This is a genomic window from Breoghania sp. L-A4, from assembly GCF_003432385.1.
GTDB lineage: Bacteria > Pseudomonadota > Alphaproteobacteria > Rhizobiales > Stappiaceae > Breoghania.
Genome location: NZ_CP031841.1, coordinates 2371452 through 2386924 on the forward strand (window position 1 = coordinate 2371452; position 15473 = coordinate 2386924).

Below are 15473 nucleotides of genomic sequence, written 5' to 3' on the forward strand. Positions count from 1 at the left end.
GGTTTCAACGGATCCAGTGATAATTCAGGAGACAGGCAATGGCAGACCCTAAGCCTCGCGTAAAAGTGCCGAAGAAGGCCTCGAAAGACGAGATCATCGCAATCAAGACGCTGATCAGCCACAAGATGGAATCGGGTCAGCGGAAGGATAAGGAAGGCAACCTTATCCCGCGCCAGATCATCAACAAGTTCACCTGTGAATTCAACGACAAGATGGTGTTTGGCTGCGATCTCGAGCCGGCGGTGTCCGCCAACCCCTACCTCGAGTTCAACGTGCGCGTGCCGGAATCCGGAACGTTCAAGTTCACTTGGGTGGATGACGACGGCTCCGTTTACGAGACGGAATCCAAGATCACCGTCGGGTGATCTGACGAGTACGGCCGCAGACAGGCAACGGGGTGGGTTCAGGCCTGCCCGCCAATAAATCGGAGGGAACGCCGAATGAAATGGGCCCGAACCTATTCCGGAAAGAGCATATGCGCCGGTTTCGCCGCCGCAGCGCTGCTTTCCAGTGCCATGGCCGCACAGGCTGAGGATGCCGAGTTTCCGAAAGTCGGCGATACGGTCCTGACGACCCGTGTCGCGCCGCCGGAAGGACACCCGCTCAGTGAAGTCATCTCAGGTCTCGAGTATCGCACGAGCGAGACAAAGGACCTGCAGCTTGATGATTTCAACAATCCGGGCTTCCTGATGGTCGATGAGGCCGAGCAGGCCTGGTCGACGGTGGACGGGGCCGCGGGAAAGTCCTGCGAATCCTGCCACGGCGATGCGTCTGAAAGCATGAAGGGCGTGCGCGCCGCCATGCCCAAGTGGAACGAGGCCGCCGGCCGACCGTTCACGCTGGAAAACCAGATCAACGCTTGCCGCACCGAGCGCATGGAAGCGGATCCGTGGAAATGGGAATCCGATGCTATGCTCGGCATGACGGCTTACGTCGGCCTTCAGTCGCGCGGCATGCCGGTCGATATTGACGTCAGCGGCCCGATGCAGCCGTGGTTCGAGCGCGGCAAGGAGCTCTACTACACCCGTGTCGGACAGCTCGACATGGCGTGCTCCAATTGCCACGAGGACAACTACGGCAAGTACATCCGCGCCGACAAGCTCAGCCAGGGCCAGTCGAACGGATTCCCGACCTACCGCTTCAAGTGGCAGAAGATGGGCTCGCTGCATCGCCGCTTCAAAGGCTGCATGGAGAACATCCGCGCCACGGCCTACAAGCGCGGTTCGGACGAATTCGTCGCGCTGGAAACCTATCTGGCGTGGCGCGGCACCGGCCTTTCGGTTGAAACGCCGGCCGTTCGCAACTGACACGACTGCTTTCCGGCGGAGCGACGCTTCGCCGGAACCGGCGCAGCCGGATCTGATCGGCTGCGCGCGACAGACGGATTGACGATGGCCGGCATGGATCGGCCATCGTCACCCGCCCCAATCGACCTGCATCCAGCCTCCACGCGGGCTTTCCGGCGGTTTGACACCGCATCGGGAAACCGCGTCCTGGATTCCGGCGTTCCCCGATTGGCGCACAGACCCTGAAAACAATGCCGCCGGCCTTGTCGCGGCAGTTGAAAATGCGCCACCTTGATCGAGGCGCAATCGAAGACGGAGCGTAAGCCATGATCTCGCGGCGTGAATTCCTGATGGCGGCCGTAGCGACGGCGGCGTTGACCGGCGGCGGGTTTGGCCGTCTCGGTCGCGTGGCGGCGCAGCAGGCGCTGAGCCAGTCCGATCTTCTGGCGTTTGAGCCGATGGGCAATGTCACGCTGGTGCACATCACCGACATTCACGCCCAGCTCAAGCCGCTGTATTTCCGCGAACCCGAGGTCAACGTCGGCGTGGGTGCCGTGCGCGGCCTGCCGCCGCATGTCACCGGAGCCGATTTCCTCAAACTTTACGATATCCAGCCCGGATCGCCCGAGGCCTATGCGCTGACCTACGAGGATTTCACCGCGCTGGCGAGGACCTACGGCCGTATGGGCGGTATCGACCGCGTTGCGACCGTGCTCAAGTCGATCCGCTCGGGCCGCGAGGACAACACGCTGCTGCTCGACGGCGGCGACACCTGGCAGGGCTCCTACACCTCGCTGAAGACGCAGGGCCAGGACATGATCGACGTCATGGCCGCGCTGAAGCCCGACGCCATGACGGGTCACTGGGAGTTCACCTACGGCACCGACCGTGTGAAGGAAGCGGTCGACTCGCTGGATTTCCCGTTCCTGGGCGGCAATATCCGCGACACCGAATGGGATGAGCCGGCGTTTGATCCAATCGCCTATTATGAGCGTGGCGGCGTCAAGGTCGCGGTCATCGGCCAGGCGTTTCCCTACACGCCGATCGCCAACCCGCGCTGGATGTTCCCGACCTGGTCGTTTGGCATTCGCGAAGAGGACGTGCAGGCGAACGTCGACACGGCGCGCGCCGAGGGCGCCGAGCTCGTCGTGCTGCTGTCGCACAACGGCTTCGACGTGGACCGCAAGCTGGCGTCGCGCGTCACCGGTATCGACGTGATCCTCACCGGCCACACCCATGACGCGATTCCCGAGCCGGTCCAGGTCGGCTCGACCCTGCTGCTGGCATCCGGTTCCAACGGCAAGTTCGTCTCGCGCCTCGACCTTGACGTGCGCGACGGCGCCGTGAAGGGCTTCCGCCACAAGCTGATCCCGATCTTCTCCGACGTGATCGAGCCCGACGCGGAGGTTTCCGCCCTGATCGACAGCGTCCGCGCGCCTTACGAGGCGGAACTGGGCCGGGTGCTCGGCTCCGCCGACTCGCTGCTGTATCGCCGTGGCAACTTCAACGGCACGTTCGACGATCTGATCTGCCAGGCGCTGCTCGAGCAGCGCGACGCGGACATCGCCTTGTCGCCGGGATTCCGCTGGGGCACCAGCGTGCTGCCGGGCCAGGACATCACGGTGGAGGACCTGCACAACGCCACCTCCATGACCTATCCCGCGGCCTACCGCTCGATGATGAGCGGCGCCTTCATCAAGGAGATCCTCGAGGACGTGGCCGACAACCTGTTCAACGTCGATCCCTACTATCAGCAGGGCGGCGACATGGTGCGCGTCGGCGGGCTTGGCTACACGATCGATCCCACCAAGACCATCGGCGAACGCATCACCGGCATGACGGTGCTCAAGACCGGCGACGCGATCGATGCCGCCAAGGAATACGCGGTCGCCGGCTGGGCCAGCGTCAACGAGGGCACCGAGGGTCCGGCGATCTGGGACGTGGTGGAAGACTATCTTGCCGAGCACAAGACGGTGTCGCTGGAACCCAATCGCTCGGTCAACGTGGTCGGTCTCTGACGTCCATTCGGGCTGCGGATCAGGGGTTTGAATGCGAGAGGGCCGGGCGGCGCGAGCGGCCCGGCCCTCTCGCGCTTGGCGCGGAGGAAAGCCCGTGAAAGCGCGGCGTTTTTATTGCGTGTTTTGCCGTGCAGACGCTTTTCATGGTGGTCGATATAATATATTCTCACATTCGAATATGTTTGGTTGAGGAAACGAACGGAGCTCGTCCATGCCCATGAAAAGTGGCGATGACGGAAAACTGCCGCGGCCCACGCGGCGCGGCTTCCTGAAGGGTGGCCTGGCGGCCGGCGGCCTGATCGCTGCGGCCGGCGGCGTGCGCGCCGAAAGCGATCCGGCAAACCTGCCGCCGAATGTGGCGGACTGGAGCCGCTATCTCGGCGCAGGCGTCGATGCGGCGCCCTATGGCATGCCCTCGGAATATGAAAGCAATGTGGTTCGCCGCAGCGTCGAATGGCTGACGGCGTCGCGCGAAAGCTCGATCAACTTCACGCCTCTGCATGATCTCGACGGCATCATCACGCCCAACGGGTTGTGCTTCGAGCGCCATCACGGCGGTGTCGCCGAGGTCGCTCCGACCGACTACCGGCTGATGATCAACGGCCTGGTCGACAAGGAGCTGGTCTTCACGCTCGACGATCTGAAGCGCTTTCCGCGCGTAAACCGGATCTATTTCCTTGAGTGCGCGGCCAACTCCGGCATGGAGTGGCGCGGCGCGCAGCTCAACGGCTGCCAGTTCACCCACGGCATGATCCACAACGTCATGTATACCGGCGTGCCGCTGCGCTATCTGCTCGAGGAAGCCGGGCTGAAGACCAATGCCAAGTGGCTGATGCCCGAAGGCGGCGACGCCGCCGGCATGAACCGCTCGCTGCCTTTGGAAAAGGCGCTCGACGATTGCATGATCGCCTTCAAGATGAACGGCGAGGCGCTGCGTCCCGAGCAGGGCTATCCCGCCCGCCTGGTCGTTCCCGGCTGGGAAGGCAACATGTGGGTCAAGTGGATCCGCCGCATCGAGGTTGGCGACGAGCCGTGGCATGCCCGCGAGGAAACCTCCAAATACACCGATCTTCTCGCCGACGGCCGGGCGCGGCGCTTCACCTGGGTGATGGACGCCAAGTCCGTCGTCACCAGCCCCAGCCCGCAGGCGCCGATCACCCATGGCAAGGGCTTCACCGTGCTGACCGGCGTCGCGTGGTCGGGCCGGGGACGCGTCACCCGCGTCGACGTCACCACCGATGGCGGCAGGAACTGGCATCAGGCGCGCATCGACGGCCCGAGCCTCGACAAGTCGATGCACCGTTTCTACTACGAGTTCGACTGGGACGGCTCCGATCTGCTGGTGCAGTCGCGCGCCTATGATGACACCGGCTACGTGCAGCCAACCAAGGATGAGTTGCGCGCGGTGCGCGGCACCAACTCGATCTATCACAACAACGGCATCCAGACCTGGCATGTCAAAGCCAATGGCGAGGTGGAAAATGTCGAAATTTCGTGAGCATTTCTCGCGCCTTGCCGGTGTCGCCGTCGTCGCCTGCGTGATCTCGGTTCCCGCCGTCGCCGGCAAGCTGGGCATCGGTACGGAAGCGACGCCCGAGGAGGTTGCCGGCTGGGATATCGACGTGCGTCCGGACGGGCAGGGCCTGCCGGAGGGTGAGGGCAGCGTCACCGATGGTGAGGCGGTCTTCGCCGAGCGGTGTGCGGCCTGCCACGGCGATTTCGCCGAGGGCGTGGACCGCTGGCCGGTGCTCGCCGGCGGCCGGGACACCTTGAAGTCCCAAAACCCGGTGAAGACCGTCGGTTCCTACTGGCCGTATCTCTCCACCGTCTACGACTACATCCATCGCGCGATGCCGTTTGGCGACGCCCAGTCCCTGACTCCGGACGAGACCTACGGGATCGTCGCCTATCTGCTCTACATGAACGACATCGTCACCGATGAGGAGTTCGTGCTGTCGAAGGAGAATTTTACCTCCATCCGCATGCCGAACGAAGGAAACTTCATCGACGATGATCGGCCCGATACGCCGCTTGCGAGTGCGCAAGAGCCTTGCATGAGCGATTGCAAGGCGGACGTGAAGATCACCAAGCGCGCGGTGGTCATCGATGTGACGCCGGAGGGCGAAGAGCCGGACGGCGGTTCGGTCGACTAGAAAACAAACGGCCCGCGGCGCAACGCTGCGGGCCGTTTTGCTATAGTATGGATGCTTGTGTCGGCTGGTGGGTTGCGAGGGAGGATCGCGATGTTCCGGACGCTGGGAGCATTCAAGGTTGCCGGGGCGGCTTATTGTTCCGTCCTGTTATCGGGCTTCGTGCCCGAGGCCGCGGTTGCGCGCGGCGCCGAATTGATTTCACAGATGCGGCCGCCCGCAGTTTTTGACGCCGCGGCGCCTAGCGGTACACCCGACGTTTGGGCAGTATCGGATAATGCGGGCGATCCCGAATATGGCGCCTATCTGGCGAGCGAATGCGTGACCTGCCATCAGGCCAGCGGTGCGGATGACGGTATTCCGTCAATCACCAACTGGCCGCCGGACGAGTTCACGCGCGCCCTTCATGCCTACAAGAACAAGACGAGGGACAACCCCGTGATGCAGCTCATCGCGTCGAGTCTGTCGGATGAGCAGATCGCAGCGCTCGCCGCCTATTTCGCGGCGGCCGATTGAACAAGATCGGGAGGAAGAGATGGCTGGAATTTCAAGAAGGACATTCGCCAAATATATGGGCGCCACGGCCGGCGTCGCGGCCACGCCGCGGTTCACCCGCGCCCTTCACGCGCAGGGCCGCCCGCGCGCCGTTGTCATCGGCGGCGGCGCCGGCGGGGCCACGGCCGCGCGCTACATTGCCAAGGATTCCAAAGGCGCGATCGACGTCACGCTGATCGAACCGACGCGCAGCTACTACACCTGCTTCTTCTCCAACCTCTATATCGGCGGCTTCCGAACGCTCGCCTCCATCGGTCACAGCTATGGCGGGCTCGCCTCGGATTACGGCGTCAATGTCGTGCACGACTGGGCCGTGGGCGTGGACCGCGACGCGCGCGAGGTGGCCCTGGCCGGCGGCGGGCGCGTGCCCTACGACCGGCTCGTCGTGGCCCCCGGAATCGATCTGCAATATGACAGTGTGCCGGGCTATTCGCTGGCCGCCGCGGGCCGCATGCCGCACGCCTGGAAGGCCGGCACCCAGACAACCTTGCTCAAGGAGAAGGTCCTGGCCATGCGCGAGGGCGGGACTTACGTGATGGTCGCCCCGCCCAATCCGTACCGGTGCCCGCCCGGCCCTTACGAGCGTGTCTCCATGGTCGCGCATCAGCTCAAGAAGACCAATCCGACGGCCAAGATCATCATTCTCGATCCGAAGGAGAAGTTCTCCAAGCAGGGCCTCTTCATGGAGGGCTGGGAAAAGCATTATCCCGGAATGATCGAGTGGCTGCCCGCCTCCATCAGCGGCGGCGTTACCGGCCTGAATCCGGAAACCGGAGAAATCGAAACCGAACTCGATACGTTCAAGGCGGACGTCGCCAACGTGATCCCGGCCCAGACGGCGGGCCATATCGCATCGCAAGCCGGGCTGACCGACCGCAGTGGCTATTGCCCCATCGTGCCGGCCACCATGCAAAGCCGCATGGACGAGGCCATTCACGTGCTGGGGGACGCCTGTATCGCCGGCGACATGCCCAAATCCGGCTTCTCCGCCAACAGCCAGGCAAAAGTCGCGGCGATGGCCGTGCGCGGCGCGCTGACGGACGCGAAAACATTCCCGGCGCGCTTTGCCAACACCTGCTGGAGCCTCATTGATACCGACGATGGGGTGAAGGTCGGGGCGCGCTACGAGGCGACCGACGAGAAGATCGCCAGTATTGACGGCTTCATCAGCCAGACCGGCGAGGATGCGGCCTTGCGCAAAGCGACGTTCGAGGAGTCGGTTGGCTGGTACGCGGGCATCAGCGCCGACATGTTCGGCTAGGGGCCACCAAAACGCTCCGGGGTGCGGCGCTGCCGCGCCCCCAATACACAGTCATGCCGCATGTCTCAGGAGCGTGCGCCGCGCAGCGCCGCGAAGGGAGCGGTGAGCAGGCGGCTGGGTGCAGTCGCGAGGATCAGCCCGCTCATCACCAGCGCGGATCCCGCTGCATGGAATGCATGAAATTCCTCGCCCAGGAATACGATGGCCATCAACACGCCGTAGGGCGGCAGAAGATACATGAACAGCCCCGTCACCGAGGGCCCAAGAACCTTGATGCCGTACTGGAAGCAGGAGAAAGCCAGCAGCGAAGCGCTGATGACGATGCCGCCGATCGACAGCCATGCCTCGGCGTCGAGCGGAAAGCGGCCGGTATGGAGGACTTCAAAGGCCATGAAAGGCGCAAGCGTCAGCGCGCCCGTGATCGTGGTCGCGGCAAACAGCACGGTGCTGGGCAGCGGGGCGACGCGCCTGTCCTTCAGCAATACGCAATAGACGGCCCAGCTCAACGCGCAGCCGGCAAACAACAGATCGCCTGCGTTGAAACGCATGCCCAACAGCACGTCGACACTCCCCTTGACGACGATGGTCACGACGCCGCCAAGCGCCAGCACGATGCCGATGGCTTCCCGTACCCCGATGACCCGGCCGCGAAAGATCCGCTCCAGCAACAGGATCAGCACCGGCGAGGCGGTATAGATCAGCGTGCCGTTGGTTGCCGTGGTGAACTGCAGCGCCAGATAGACGACGGCGCCGCAAATCCACATGCCGAGAAATCCCAGCAGCGTCAAAAGCCGCCATTCGCCGCGCAGCAGCTCCGCATGGCGCCGCAGCCCGCCCCATGCGAAGGGCAGAAGGATCGCGGCGGCCAGCGCCCAGCGCAGGAAGGCCAGCGTGAACGGCTCCACGGCATCGATCGCCGCGCGCCCGATGATCAGGTTCGACGTGAAGAACAGCGGCATCACGCACAGCAGCAGATAGGCGCGGGTGCGCTCGGTGAGGTTCATGAAGACTGTCTGTTCTTGAGGTGCGATACGCCGCTGGCGGTGCATCGCGTTGGAAGGCGCGGCCGCAACGATGCGTCAGTCGGCCGGACCGGTCAAGCTTCGCGCCGCCGCCGTCTGGAAGGGATTGTCATTCCGGAACAAGCCAGTCGATGAAATGACGCGCGCCGCTGCTTTGCGCCAGCGTCTTCGTCAGCCAGGGCATTGCCATGCGCAGCGAGGCCTCCAGTGTCCACGGCGGATTGATGATCAGCATGCCGCAGGATTTCATCGGCCCGTTGGTGGAGGCGCGCCCCACATTCAACTCGACGCGCAGGATGTTGCGGATGCCTGTGTCGATCATCATCTGATAAAAATGGTTGATCGTCGTCTGCGTCTTGATCGGATACCAGGCGGCGTAGGTGCCGTTCGACCAGCGCCGGGTCGCCTTGAACAGGGCGCTGGCGAGATGGACGTATTCGTCAGTGTCCTCAAACGCCGGATCGATCAGAACCGCGCCGCGCTTTTCCTTCGGCGGCACGAAACTGCGCATCGCCAGCCAGGCGTCGAGCTCGATGAGCTTGATCTGGTGATCGCCGCCATAGCGTGCTGCCAGAGTCGCCTGATCGTCAGGGTGCAACTCGACCAGTGTCAGCCGGTCTTGCTTGCGCGCAAGCCTGCGGGCGATTTCCGGAGAACCCGGGTACCGGGTCAACGGCCCGTCGGGGTTGAGCGCGCGCACCACGTCAAGATAGGGCGCGAGCACCGCGGCGACAGGCGCCGGCGGTTTGGCCGCCATCAGACGGCCGATGCCGTCGCGCCATTCGCCGGTCTTCTGCGCCTCCACGCTGCCGAGATCATAGACGCCGATGCCGGCGTGGCTGTCGATCAGCCGGAAGGCGGATTCCTTGCCCTTGAGATGTTCGACGATGGCGGCAAGGACAATGTGCTTGAGCACATCGGCGAAGTTTCCCGCGTGGTAGGCGTGGCGATAGTTCATCTGGGGCGCGTTTCTGTCGGGTCTGGAGGACACGTCGGTCCGGGAGCGATGCTGCGCCGGACCGGGATCCGGGATCTATGGCGCTCACGCGCGGCAATGACAATCGTTCGTTTGTGCAAAAACGAGTGGTCTCAGCGCGCGGTCAGCTGTTGGCCGACAAAAAGCGTCGGTTTGCAGGCGATCCGGCGCGCGGTCAGCCGCGCGCACGTCTTTGCGGCATCCGCCGCATTGGGGAAGGGGCCCGCGAGCAGATGCGCGCTCAGGCTGCCGTTGGCCTGGTAGACGGAGGCGAGCGGCGACAGCGATCCGATAATCGACGATTCCGTCACCTTGAGCGCCGACCAGGCGCTTTCCACGTCGTCCAGTGAGGAATAACGGCCAAGATCAATTCCGAAGTTCGAACGCGGCGCGCTGCTCGAGCTGACCGGCGCCTGCGATGCTGGACGTTCGTCGTTGGACGCGGAGCGCCGCACGCCCGAGGGCAAGCGGCTTATCCCGGCGGACGGCACCGTATGCTGGGCATTCGGCGCCTGCGCCTCGAGCTCGTTGACCCGGATGGAAAGCTGCTCATTGAGATGCCGCATGGCCTCCGAGGAGCGGCGCAACGCAATGATCTCATGGCGGAGCGTCTTCAACTCCACGTCCATCCGGTTGGACAGCGCGTTGGATTCCGGGGAGGAGGCCTCGAATATGTCGAACCGCTGGCGGGGAACCCCGCCACGGGTACCGTTGCGGGTGCCGATATTCGCGGTCGTCGTCACATCGCCGCCCGGCGGCAGCGGGATTTGCGCGTAGGAGGCCTCCAGATCAACGTCATCGATACGGAACTGGAAAGCAGAGACCGCGAACAGAAACGCCATCAATGCACAGAATCCCCAGCCGGAAATCAGCAATGCGGGACGGACCCGTTCATTGCCTTTGAACAGCTGACGAAGTTGGGACTTTTTCTTCTGCACGAACTCGCACCGGCTTCCTGAACCGAATCAACGAAACAGTCCTTCTGTCATCTGAACGCGAAACAAGATCCCGAACAAGACAGGAAGAACGATTAGTCGTTAGAAAACGGCATGTTCGCCGCAAGCTAACCTTCTGTTACAGCGTCATGGTAATGCTGATCCGCGAAAGCCCGTAATCGCCGCGGATGCATGACCACCTGACACCCTTATATATCTGTTGTATTGACAGGGCCTTTATGGCCGAAAAACTTGAGACACCGATGAGCGCACGCACCTGTCTGATCGTCATCCTCGCCGCCGGCCTCGGCACCCGGATGCGCTCGAAGACCCCGAAAGTCCTGCATCCCGTCGGCGGTCGGCCGATGCTGGCGCATGTGATCGCCACCGCGCATCAGGCGGGCGCGGACCGTCTTGCGGTGGTGTGCGGGCCGGATATGCCGCAGGTGGCTGATCTTGTGGGCGCGGCCGGCATGCCCGCCACGCTGCACGTCCAGCATGAGCGCAAGGGAACCGGACATGCGGTTCTGGCGGCGCGCGCGGCGCTGGAGCGGGCGGCCGACGACGTGCTGGTGCTGTTCGGGGACACGCCTCTGATTACCCCCGGCTCCATCATGCGGGTGCGCGAAGCGCTGGCGGGTGGCGCCGATCTCGCGGTGCTGGGCTTTGAGGCGGCCGACCCCACCGGCTATGGCCGGCTTCTGGTCAAGGGCGGCCGGCTTGTCGCCATCCGCGAGGAAAAGGATGCAAGCGATTCAGAACGCTTGGTCACTCTTTGCAATTCGGGCGTCATGGGATTTTCGGGCAGCCTGCTGCCGGAGTTGCTCGACGCCATCGGCAATCGCAACGCGCAGGGCGAATATTATCTCACCGATGCGGTGGAGATCGCCAACGCGCGCGGCCACACCGTGGTCGCGGAAACCGGGCATGCGGACGAGGTTCTGGGCGTCAACAACCGCGCCCAACTGGCGCAATGCGAGGCGATCTTCCAGGTTCGTGCCCGCCATGCCGCGATGCTCGGCGGCGCCACGCTGATCGCGCCCGAGACCGTTTTCTTTTCCCATGACACGAAGCTGGGCGCGGACGTGCTGATCGAACCGAATGTCGTGTTCGGTCCCGCTGTCATTGTCGAGGACGGCGCGACGATCCGCGCTTTCAGCCATGTCGAGGGCGCGCATGTGAAGTCCGGCGCCGTCGTCGGTCCCTATGCCCGGTTGCGCCCGGGAGCGGATGTGGGCGAAAACGTCCGTATCGGCAATTTCGTCGAGGTGAAGAAGGCGGTGCTGGAGGCCGGCGCCAAGGTCAATCATCTCAGCTACATCGGCGACGCCCGGGTGGGTGCCGGCGCCAACGTCGGCGCGGGCACCATCACCTGCAACTATGACGGTTTCTCCAAGGCGCACACGGATATCGGCGCGGGCGCCTTCATCGGATCCAATTCGGCGCTTGTCGCGCCGGTGGCGGTTGGCGATGGCGCGATTGTCGCCGCCGGCAGTGTCATCGTCGATGACGTGCCGGCGGACGCCTTCGCCGTGGCGCGTGGCCGCCAGGCGGTCAAGCCGGGCTGGGCCGCCGCCTTCCGCGCGGCCAGGCGGAAGAAGCCGAAGGACTGAGACGAGGCCCTCGGGCCTTGTCATTTCTTGAAACAACGTTTGATTTCAATTCGCACGGTGCCGCCCGTTAAACGTGGTGCCGAACGCGGAGCAGACCGGTGCGGGCCGCCCGGCTGGAACAAGCGACACGGATGAATGCCGGTGCGCTGAGCGCCGGAAGGCAGGAGGCGGCGGGCGCGTGAGCGTTGTCCCGCCCTTGATTGCCGCGAGGAATTGAAACGGAAGCGGCTGGCGTCATTGCGATGACGGCGGCCGGTCCGGCGAAAGGGTTTGAAGCATGTGCGGTATCGTCGGAATTCTGGGTCGCGAGCCGGTGGCGCCGCTGCTCGTTGACGCGTTGAAGCGGCTGGAATATCGCGGCTATGATTCCGCCGGCGTCGCCACGCTGGAGGCGGGGCAGCTCATGCGGCTGCGCGCGGAAGGAAAGCTGCGCAATCTGGAAGCGAAGCTGCCCGGCGCGGGCCTGATGGGCCATTCCGGCATCGGCCATACCCGTTGGGCCACCCATGGCGCGCCGACGGAGAGAAACGCCCACCCGCACAAGGCCGCGGGCGTTTCCATCGTCCACAACGGCATCATCGAGAATTTCGCCGAGCTGCGCACCGAGCTCGAGCAGACCGGCGTGGTGTTCGAGACGGAAACCGACACGGAGGTCGTGGGCCATCTGGTCGCGGCCGGTCTCAAGGCGGGGCTGGAGCCGGCGCCCGCCGTCCAGCAGGCGCTGGTGCGGCTGGAGGGTGCGTTTGCGCTGGCGATCCTGTTCGAAGGCCACGACGATCTGCTGATCGGCGCGCGCCGCGGCAATCCGCTGGCGGTCGGCTATGGCGACGGTGAGATGTATCTCGGCTCCGACGCCATCGCGCTGTCGCCCTTCACCAGCCGCATCGCCTATCTCGAGGACGGTGACTGGGTGGTGGTGACCCGCGAGGGCGCCGTCATCCGCGACGAAAGCGGCGCGGTGGTCGACCGCCCCATACAGATCTCGTCGATGAGCCGCTCGCTGGTGGAGAAGGGCAACTACCGGCACTTCATGGCCAAGGAGATCCACGAGCAGCCGGAAGTCGTCAGCCACACCCTGGCGCATTATCTCGATCTGAGCCGCATGGAAACCCGGCTGCCGAACGGCCTGCCGTTCGATTTCAAGGATCTCGACCGTGTCGTCATCACGGCCTGCGGCACGGCCTATTACGCGGGCCTTGTCGCCAAATACTGGTTCGAGAAGCTGGCGCGCCTGCCGGTCGACATCGATATCGCCTCGGAGTTCCGCTATCGCGAGACGCCGCTGAAGCCCGGCGGTCTGGCGGTGTTCATCTCGCAGTCGGGCGAGACGGCGGACACGCTGGCGTCCTTGCGTTACTGCCGCTCGCAGGGCCAGCACATCGCCTCCGTGGTCAACGTGCTGGAATCCACCATCGCGCGGGAATCCGATGTGGTGCTGCCGACGCTGGCGGGCCCCGAAATCGGCGTCGCCTCGACGAAGGCCTTTACCTGTCAGCTCGCGGTCCTCGCCTCGCTCGCGGTCGCCGCAGGCCGGGCGCGCGGCGTGCTCGACGCAGAGGATGAGGCCCGGCTGGTGCGCGCGCTCTCGGAAATACCGAAATTCATGGTCGAGGCGCTCAAGCTGGAGCCGGAGACCGAAATCCTGGCGCGCACGCTCGCCAAGGCCAGCGACGTGCTGTATCTCGGCCGCGGCTCCAGCTTCCCGATCGCCATGGAAGGCGCGCTGAAGCTGAAGGAAATCTCCTACATCCATGCCGAAGGCTACGCGGCTGGCGAACTCAAGCACGGCCCCATCGCGCTGATCGACGAAACCATGCCGGTCATCGTTATCGCGCCGCATGACAGGATCTTTGAGAAAACCGTCTCCAACATGCAGGAAGTCGCGGCGCGCGGCGGCCGCATCATCCTGATCACCGACGAGGACGGCGCCAAGGCCGCATCGGTTGCGTCGATGGAAACGCTGGTGCTGCCGCAGATGCCGGCCACCATCGCTCCGATCGTCAACGCCATCCCGATCCAGTTGCTGGCCTATCACACGGCCGTCTTCATGGGCACGGACGTGGATCAGCCGCGCAATCTGGCGAAATCGGTCACCGTCGAATAATGCGCCGCGCGCCGGCCGCTGTCCGGCCGGCGCCGCTTGCGGATCAGCGGTGAGAGCCCGGAGCGATCACGATGCCGGCCCCGAGGGCCGCGTCACGACGAAGGCCGCGCAGGCCAGCACGAAGCCCGCGCCCAGGATGAGCGCCAACGGATTGGCCTCGGCCGAATAGGCGAAGAGGCCGTAGCCGATCACCATCCCGGACAAGGCAAGGAGCTTTGCCGTCAGCGGATTGCGCCGTGCTCGATCCAGCGGCGCACCGGCGTGCCGAATTGCGGATGGTTCAGGATCCAGGTTTCCATGCGTTCGTTTGAACGCGCGAAGCACGGCACCGCGAGGATGAGGAAGATCGTCGTGGGCAGCAGCGGCAGCACCGCGCCGACGAGCCCGATGCCGACGAGGACGAATCCCAGCGCGCCATAAAACATCCGGCCGGATGCGGGGAGCCGGCTGCGCCGCTTGCTGGGCGGAGGACGCTGCGTCACGGGACGAGTCCAGGCGGGGCAGGTGGAGCGAAGCGGCCGAGTGGCTGAAAATTATGCAAGCGAATGGCCTTCCGGATGCCATAGAGTTTCTATTATGTAGGGATAGCTGGCATGTATGGCTAGAGTGAGCGGCCTGCGGGCTGGCATCCCCATACGGCACAAAACTTGCTCGATTTCTGAACGTTTGAGCGGTTCGTGCGTTGGTATTGCGTGCGATGGTGGCCTGATCGGCTCAACCTGCTCTCGGCAATCGCTCTTGGCGCTTCCGGCGCCGGCACATCACCTGGCTTGACGCCACCGTAGGACGACGCAATCTTGACCACCGAGCCCCATTCTCAGAAGTCGTCCGGCGCCATGACCCGACTGAGAAACTACTTTCTGACCGGCCTCGTCATCACGGGGCCGCTTGGCATCACCGCCTATCTCACGTGGTCGCTGATCCTGTGGGTCGACGGCTGGGTGAAGCCGTGGATTCCGATCCACTACAATCCCGATACCTATCTGCCCTTCGCCGTGCCCGGTTTCGGTCTGATCGTTTCCTTCTTCACGCTCACGATGATCGGCTTTCTGACGGCCAACATCGCGGGCCGCACGCTGATTTCCTATGGCGAGCAGATTCTCGGCCGCATGCCGGTGGTGCGGAATCTCTATCGCGGGCTGAAGCAGATTTTCGAAACCGCCCTGTCCCAGCGCGGCAACAGCTTCAAGAAGGCGGCGCTGATCGAATACCCGCGCCATGGCCTCTGGGCCATCGTCTTTCTGGCGACCGGCACCAAGGGGGAGGTGGCGCATCTGCTCGGTGACGACCGGGAGCTCGTCAGCGTTTTCCTGCCAACGACGCCCAACCCCACCTCGGGCTTTCTGCTGTTCGTGCCGCGCGCCGATATCCTGGAACTCGATATGGGGGTTGAGGACGCCGCCAAGCTGGTGATTTCCGCCGGCCTCGTGGCGCCGGAATATCAGAAGAAGACGCGTGCGCTGGCGGATGACGCCAGGGCGAAGCAGGCGGACAAGGTGCCCGCGCCGGCAATCGAGCATGAGCGCGAAAGCGCCGACAGCCCGGCCGAATAG

Annotated in this window: 15 protein-coding genes; 10 read left to right on the forward strand and 5 right to left on the reverse strand. The window is 64.2% G+C overall.

The genetic code is table 11. The features are described from left to right. Window positions 1-38 precede the first annotated feature (38 nt). The 7 genes from soxZ to D1F64_RS10980 all read left to right on the forward strand — a co-directional run bounded on the left by soxZ (window position 39) and on the right by D1F64_RS10980 (window position 7270). Window positions 39-365: a thiosulfate oxidation carrier complex protein SoxZ gene (gene soxZ / locus D1F64_RS10950; protein WP_117412476.1), complete on the forward strand. Its 327-nt coding sequence runs from the start codon at window positions 39-41 to the stop codon at window positions 363-365. A 75-nt stretch (window positions 366-440) separates the two neighbouring features. Then, the gene (gene soxA, locus D1F64_RS10955) at window positions 441-1307 is read left to right on the forward strand and encodes a sulfur oxidation c-type cytochrome SoxA (protein WP_117412477.1); all 867 of its coding nucleotides are present in this window, start codon (window positions 441-443) and stop codon (window positions 1305-1307) included. Between the two features lie 305 nt (window positions 1308-1612). Then, the gene (soxB, locus tag D1F64_RS10960) at window positions 1613-3304 is read left to right on the forward strand and encodes a thiosulfohydrolase SoxB (protein ID WP_117412478.1); all 1692 of its coding nucleotides are present in this window, start codon (window positions 1613-1615) and stop codon (window positions 3302-3304) included. Between the two features lie 217 nt (window positions 3305-3521). Next, window positions 3522-4802 (forward strand): sulfite dehydrogenase, encoded by a 1281-nt coding sequence (gene soxC, locus D1F64_RS10965; protein ID WP_117412479.1) that lies wholly within the window; start codon window positions 3522-3524, stop codon window positions 4800-4802. After that, a complete protein-coding gene (locus tag D1F64_RS10970) occupies window positions 4786-5457 on the forward strand; it encodes a cytochrome c (RefSeq protein ID WP_117412480.1) in 672 nt (223 codons plus the stop codon). Before soxC ends, D1F64_RS10970 begins: the two co-directional genes overlap by 17 nt. A gap of 90 nt (window positions 5458-5547) precedes the next feature. Then, a complete protein-coding gene (locus D1F64_RS10975) occupies window positions 5548-5970 on the forward strand; it encodes a c-type cytochrome (protein WP_248304728.1) in 423 nt (140 codons plus the stop codon). Between the two features lie 55 nt (window positions 5971-6025). Then, the gene (locus D1F64_RS10980; RefSeq protein WP_205470787.1) at window positions 6026-7270 is read left to right on the forward strand and encodes an NAD(P)/FAD-dependent oxidoreductase; all 1245 of its coding nucleotides are present in this window, start codon (window positions 6026-6028) and stop codon (window positions 7268-7270) included. A 65-nt stretch (window positions 7271-7335) separates the two neighbouring features. Here the strand turns inward: D1F64_RS10980 and D1F64_RS10985 are convergent, their stop codons facing one another. From D1F64_RS10985 to D1F64_RS10995, 3 genes are all read right to left on the reverse strand, one after another. Beyond that, window positions 7336-8274, reverse strand: a complete 939-nt coding sequence (locus D1F64_RS10985; RefSeq protein WP_117412483.1) for a DMT family transporter — start codon at window positions 8272-8274, stop codon at window positions 7336-7338. Window positions 8275-8401: 127 nt separating this feature from the next. Beyond that, window positions 8402-9250: a 23S rRNA (adenine(2030)-N(6))-methyltransferase RlmJ gene (rlmJ, locus tag D1F64_RS10990; protein ID WP_117412484.1), complete on the reverse strand. Its 849-nt coding sequence runs from the start codon at window positions 9248-9250 to the stop codon at window positions 8402-8404. 131 nt (window positions 9251-9381) lie between these two features. Then, window positions 9382-10110, reverse strand: a complete 729-nt coding sequence (locus D1F64_RS10995) for a hypothetical protein (protein ID WP_117412485.1) — start codon at window positions 10108-10110, stop codon at window positions 9382-9384. 356 nt (window positions 10111-10466) lie between these two features. Here D1F64_RS10995 and glmU point away from each other — a divergent pair, with 356 nt between their 5' ends. Further along, on the forward strand, window positions 10467-11816 hold the full coding sequence (gene glmU / locus D1F64_RS11000) for a bifunctional UDP-N-acetylglucosamine diphosphorylase/glucosamine-1-phosphate N-acetyltransferase GlmU (RefSeq protein ID WP_117412486.1): 1350 nt from the start codon (window positions 10467-10469) through the stop codon (window positions 11814-11816). A 277-nt stretch (window positions 11817-12093) separates the two neighbouring features. Further along, window positions 12094-13920 carry a glutamine--fructose-6-phosphate transaminase (isomerizing) gene (gene glmS, locus D1F64_RS11005; protein ID WP_117412487.1) on the forward strand — a complete coding sequence of 609 codons (1827 nt, stop codon included), beginning with the start codon at window positions 12094-12096 and terminating at the stop codon, window positions 13918-13920. A 66-nt stretch (window positions 13921-13986) separates the two neighbouring features. Here the strand turns inward: glmS and D1F64_RS24550 are convergent, their stop codons facing one another. Together D1F64_RS24550 and D1F64_RS24555 are read right to left on the reverse strand one after the other, a co-directional pair. Then, the gene (locus D1F64_RS24550; RefSeq protein ID WP_248304729.1) at window positions 13987-14124 is read right to left on the reverse strand and encodes a hypothetical protein; all 138 of its coding nucleotides are present in this window, start codon (window positions 14122-14124) and stop codon (window positions 13987-13989) included. A gap of 17 nt (window positions 14125-14141) precedes the next feature. Beyond that, entirely contained in the window at window positions 14142-14402 is a 261-nt protein-coding gene (locus D1F64_RS24555) for a YbaN family protein (RefSeq protein WP_248304730.1), read from the reverse strand. A 354-nt stretch (window positions 14403-14756) separates the two neighbouring features. Between D1F64_RS24555 and D1F64_RS11015 the strand changes: the two genes are divergently transcribed. Continuing rightward, complete coding sequence (locus tag D1F64_RS11015) at window positions 14757-15473, forward strand: DUF502 domain-containing protein (RefSeq protein WP_117412488.1); 717 nt, start codon at window positions 14757-14759, stop codon at window positions 15471-15473.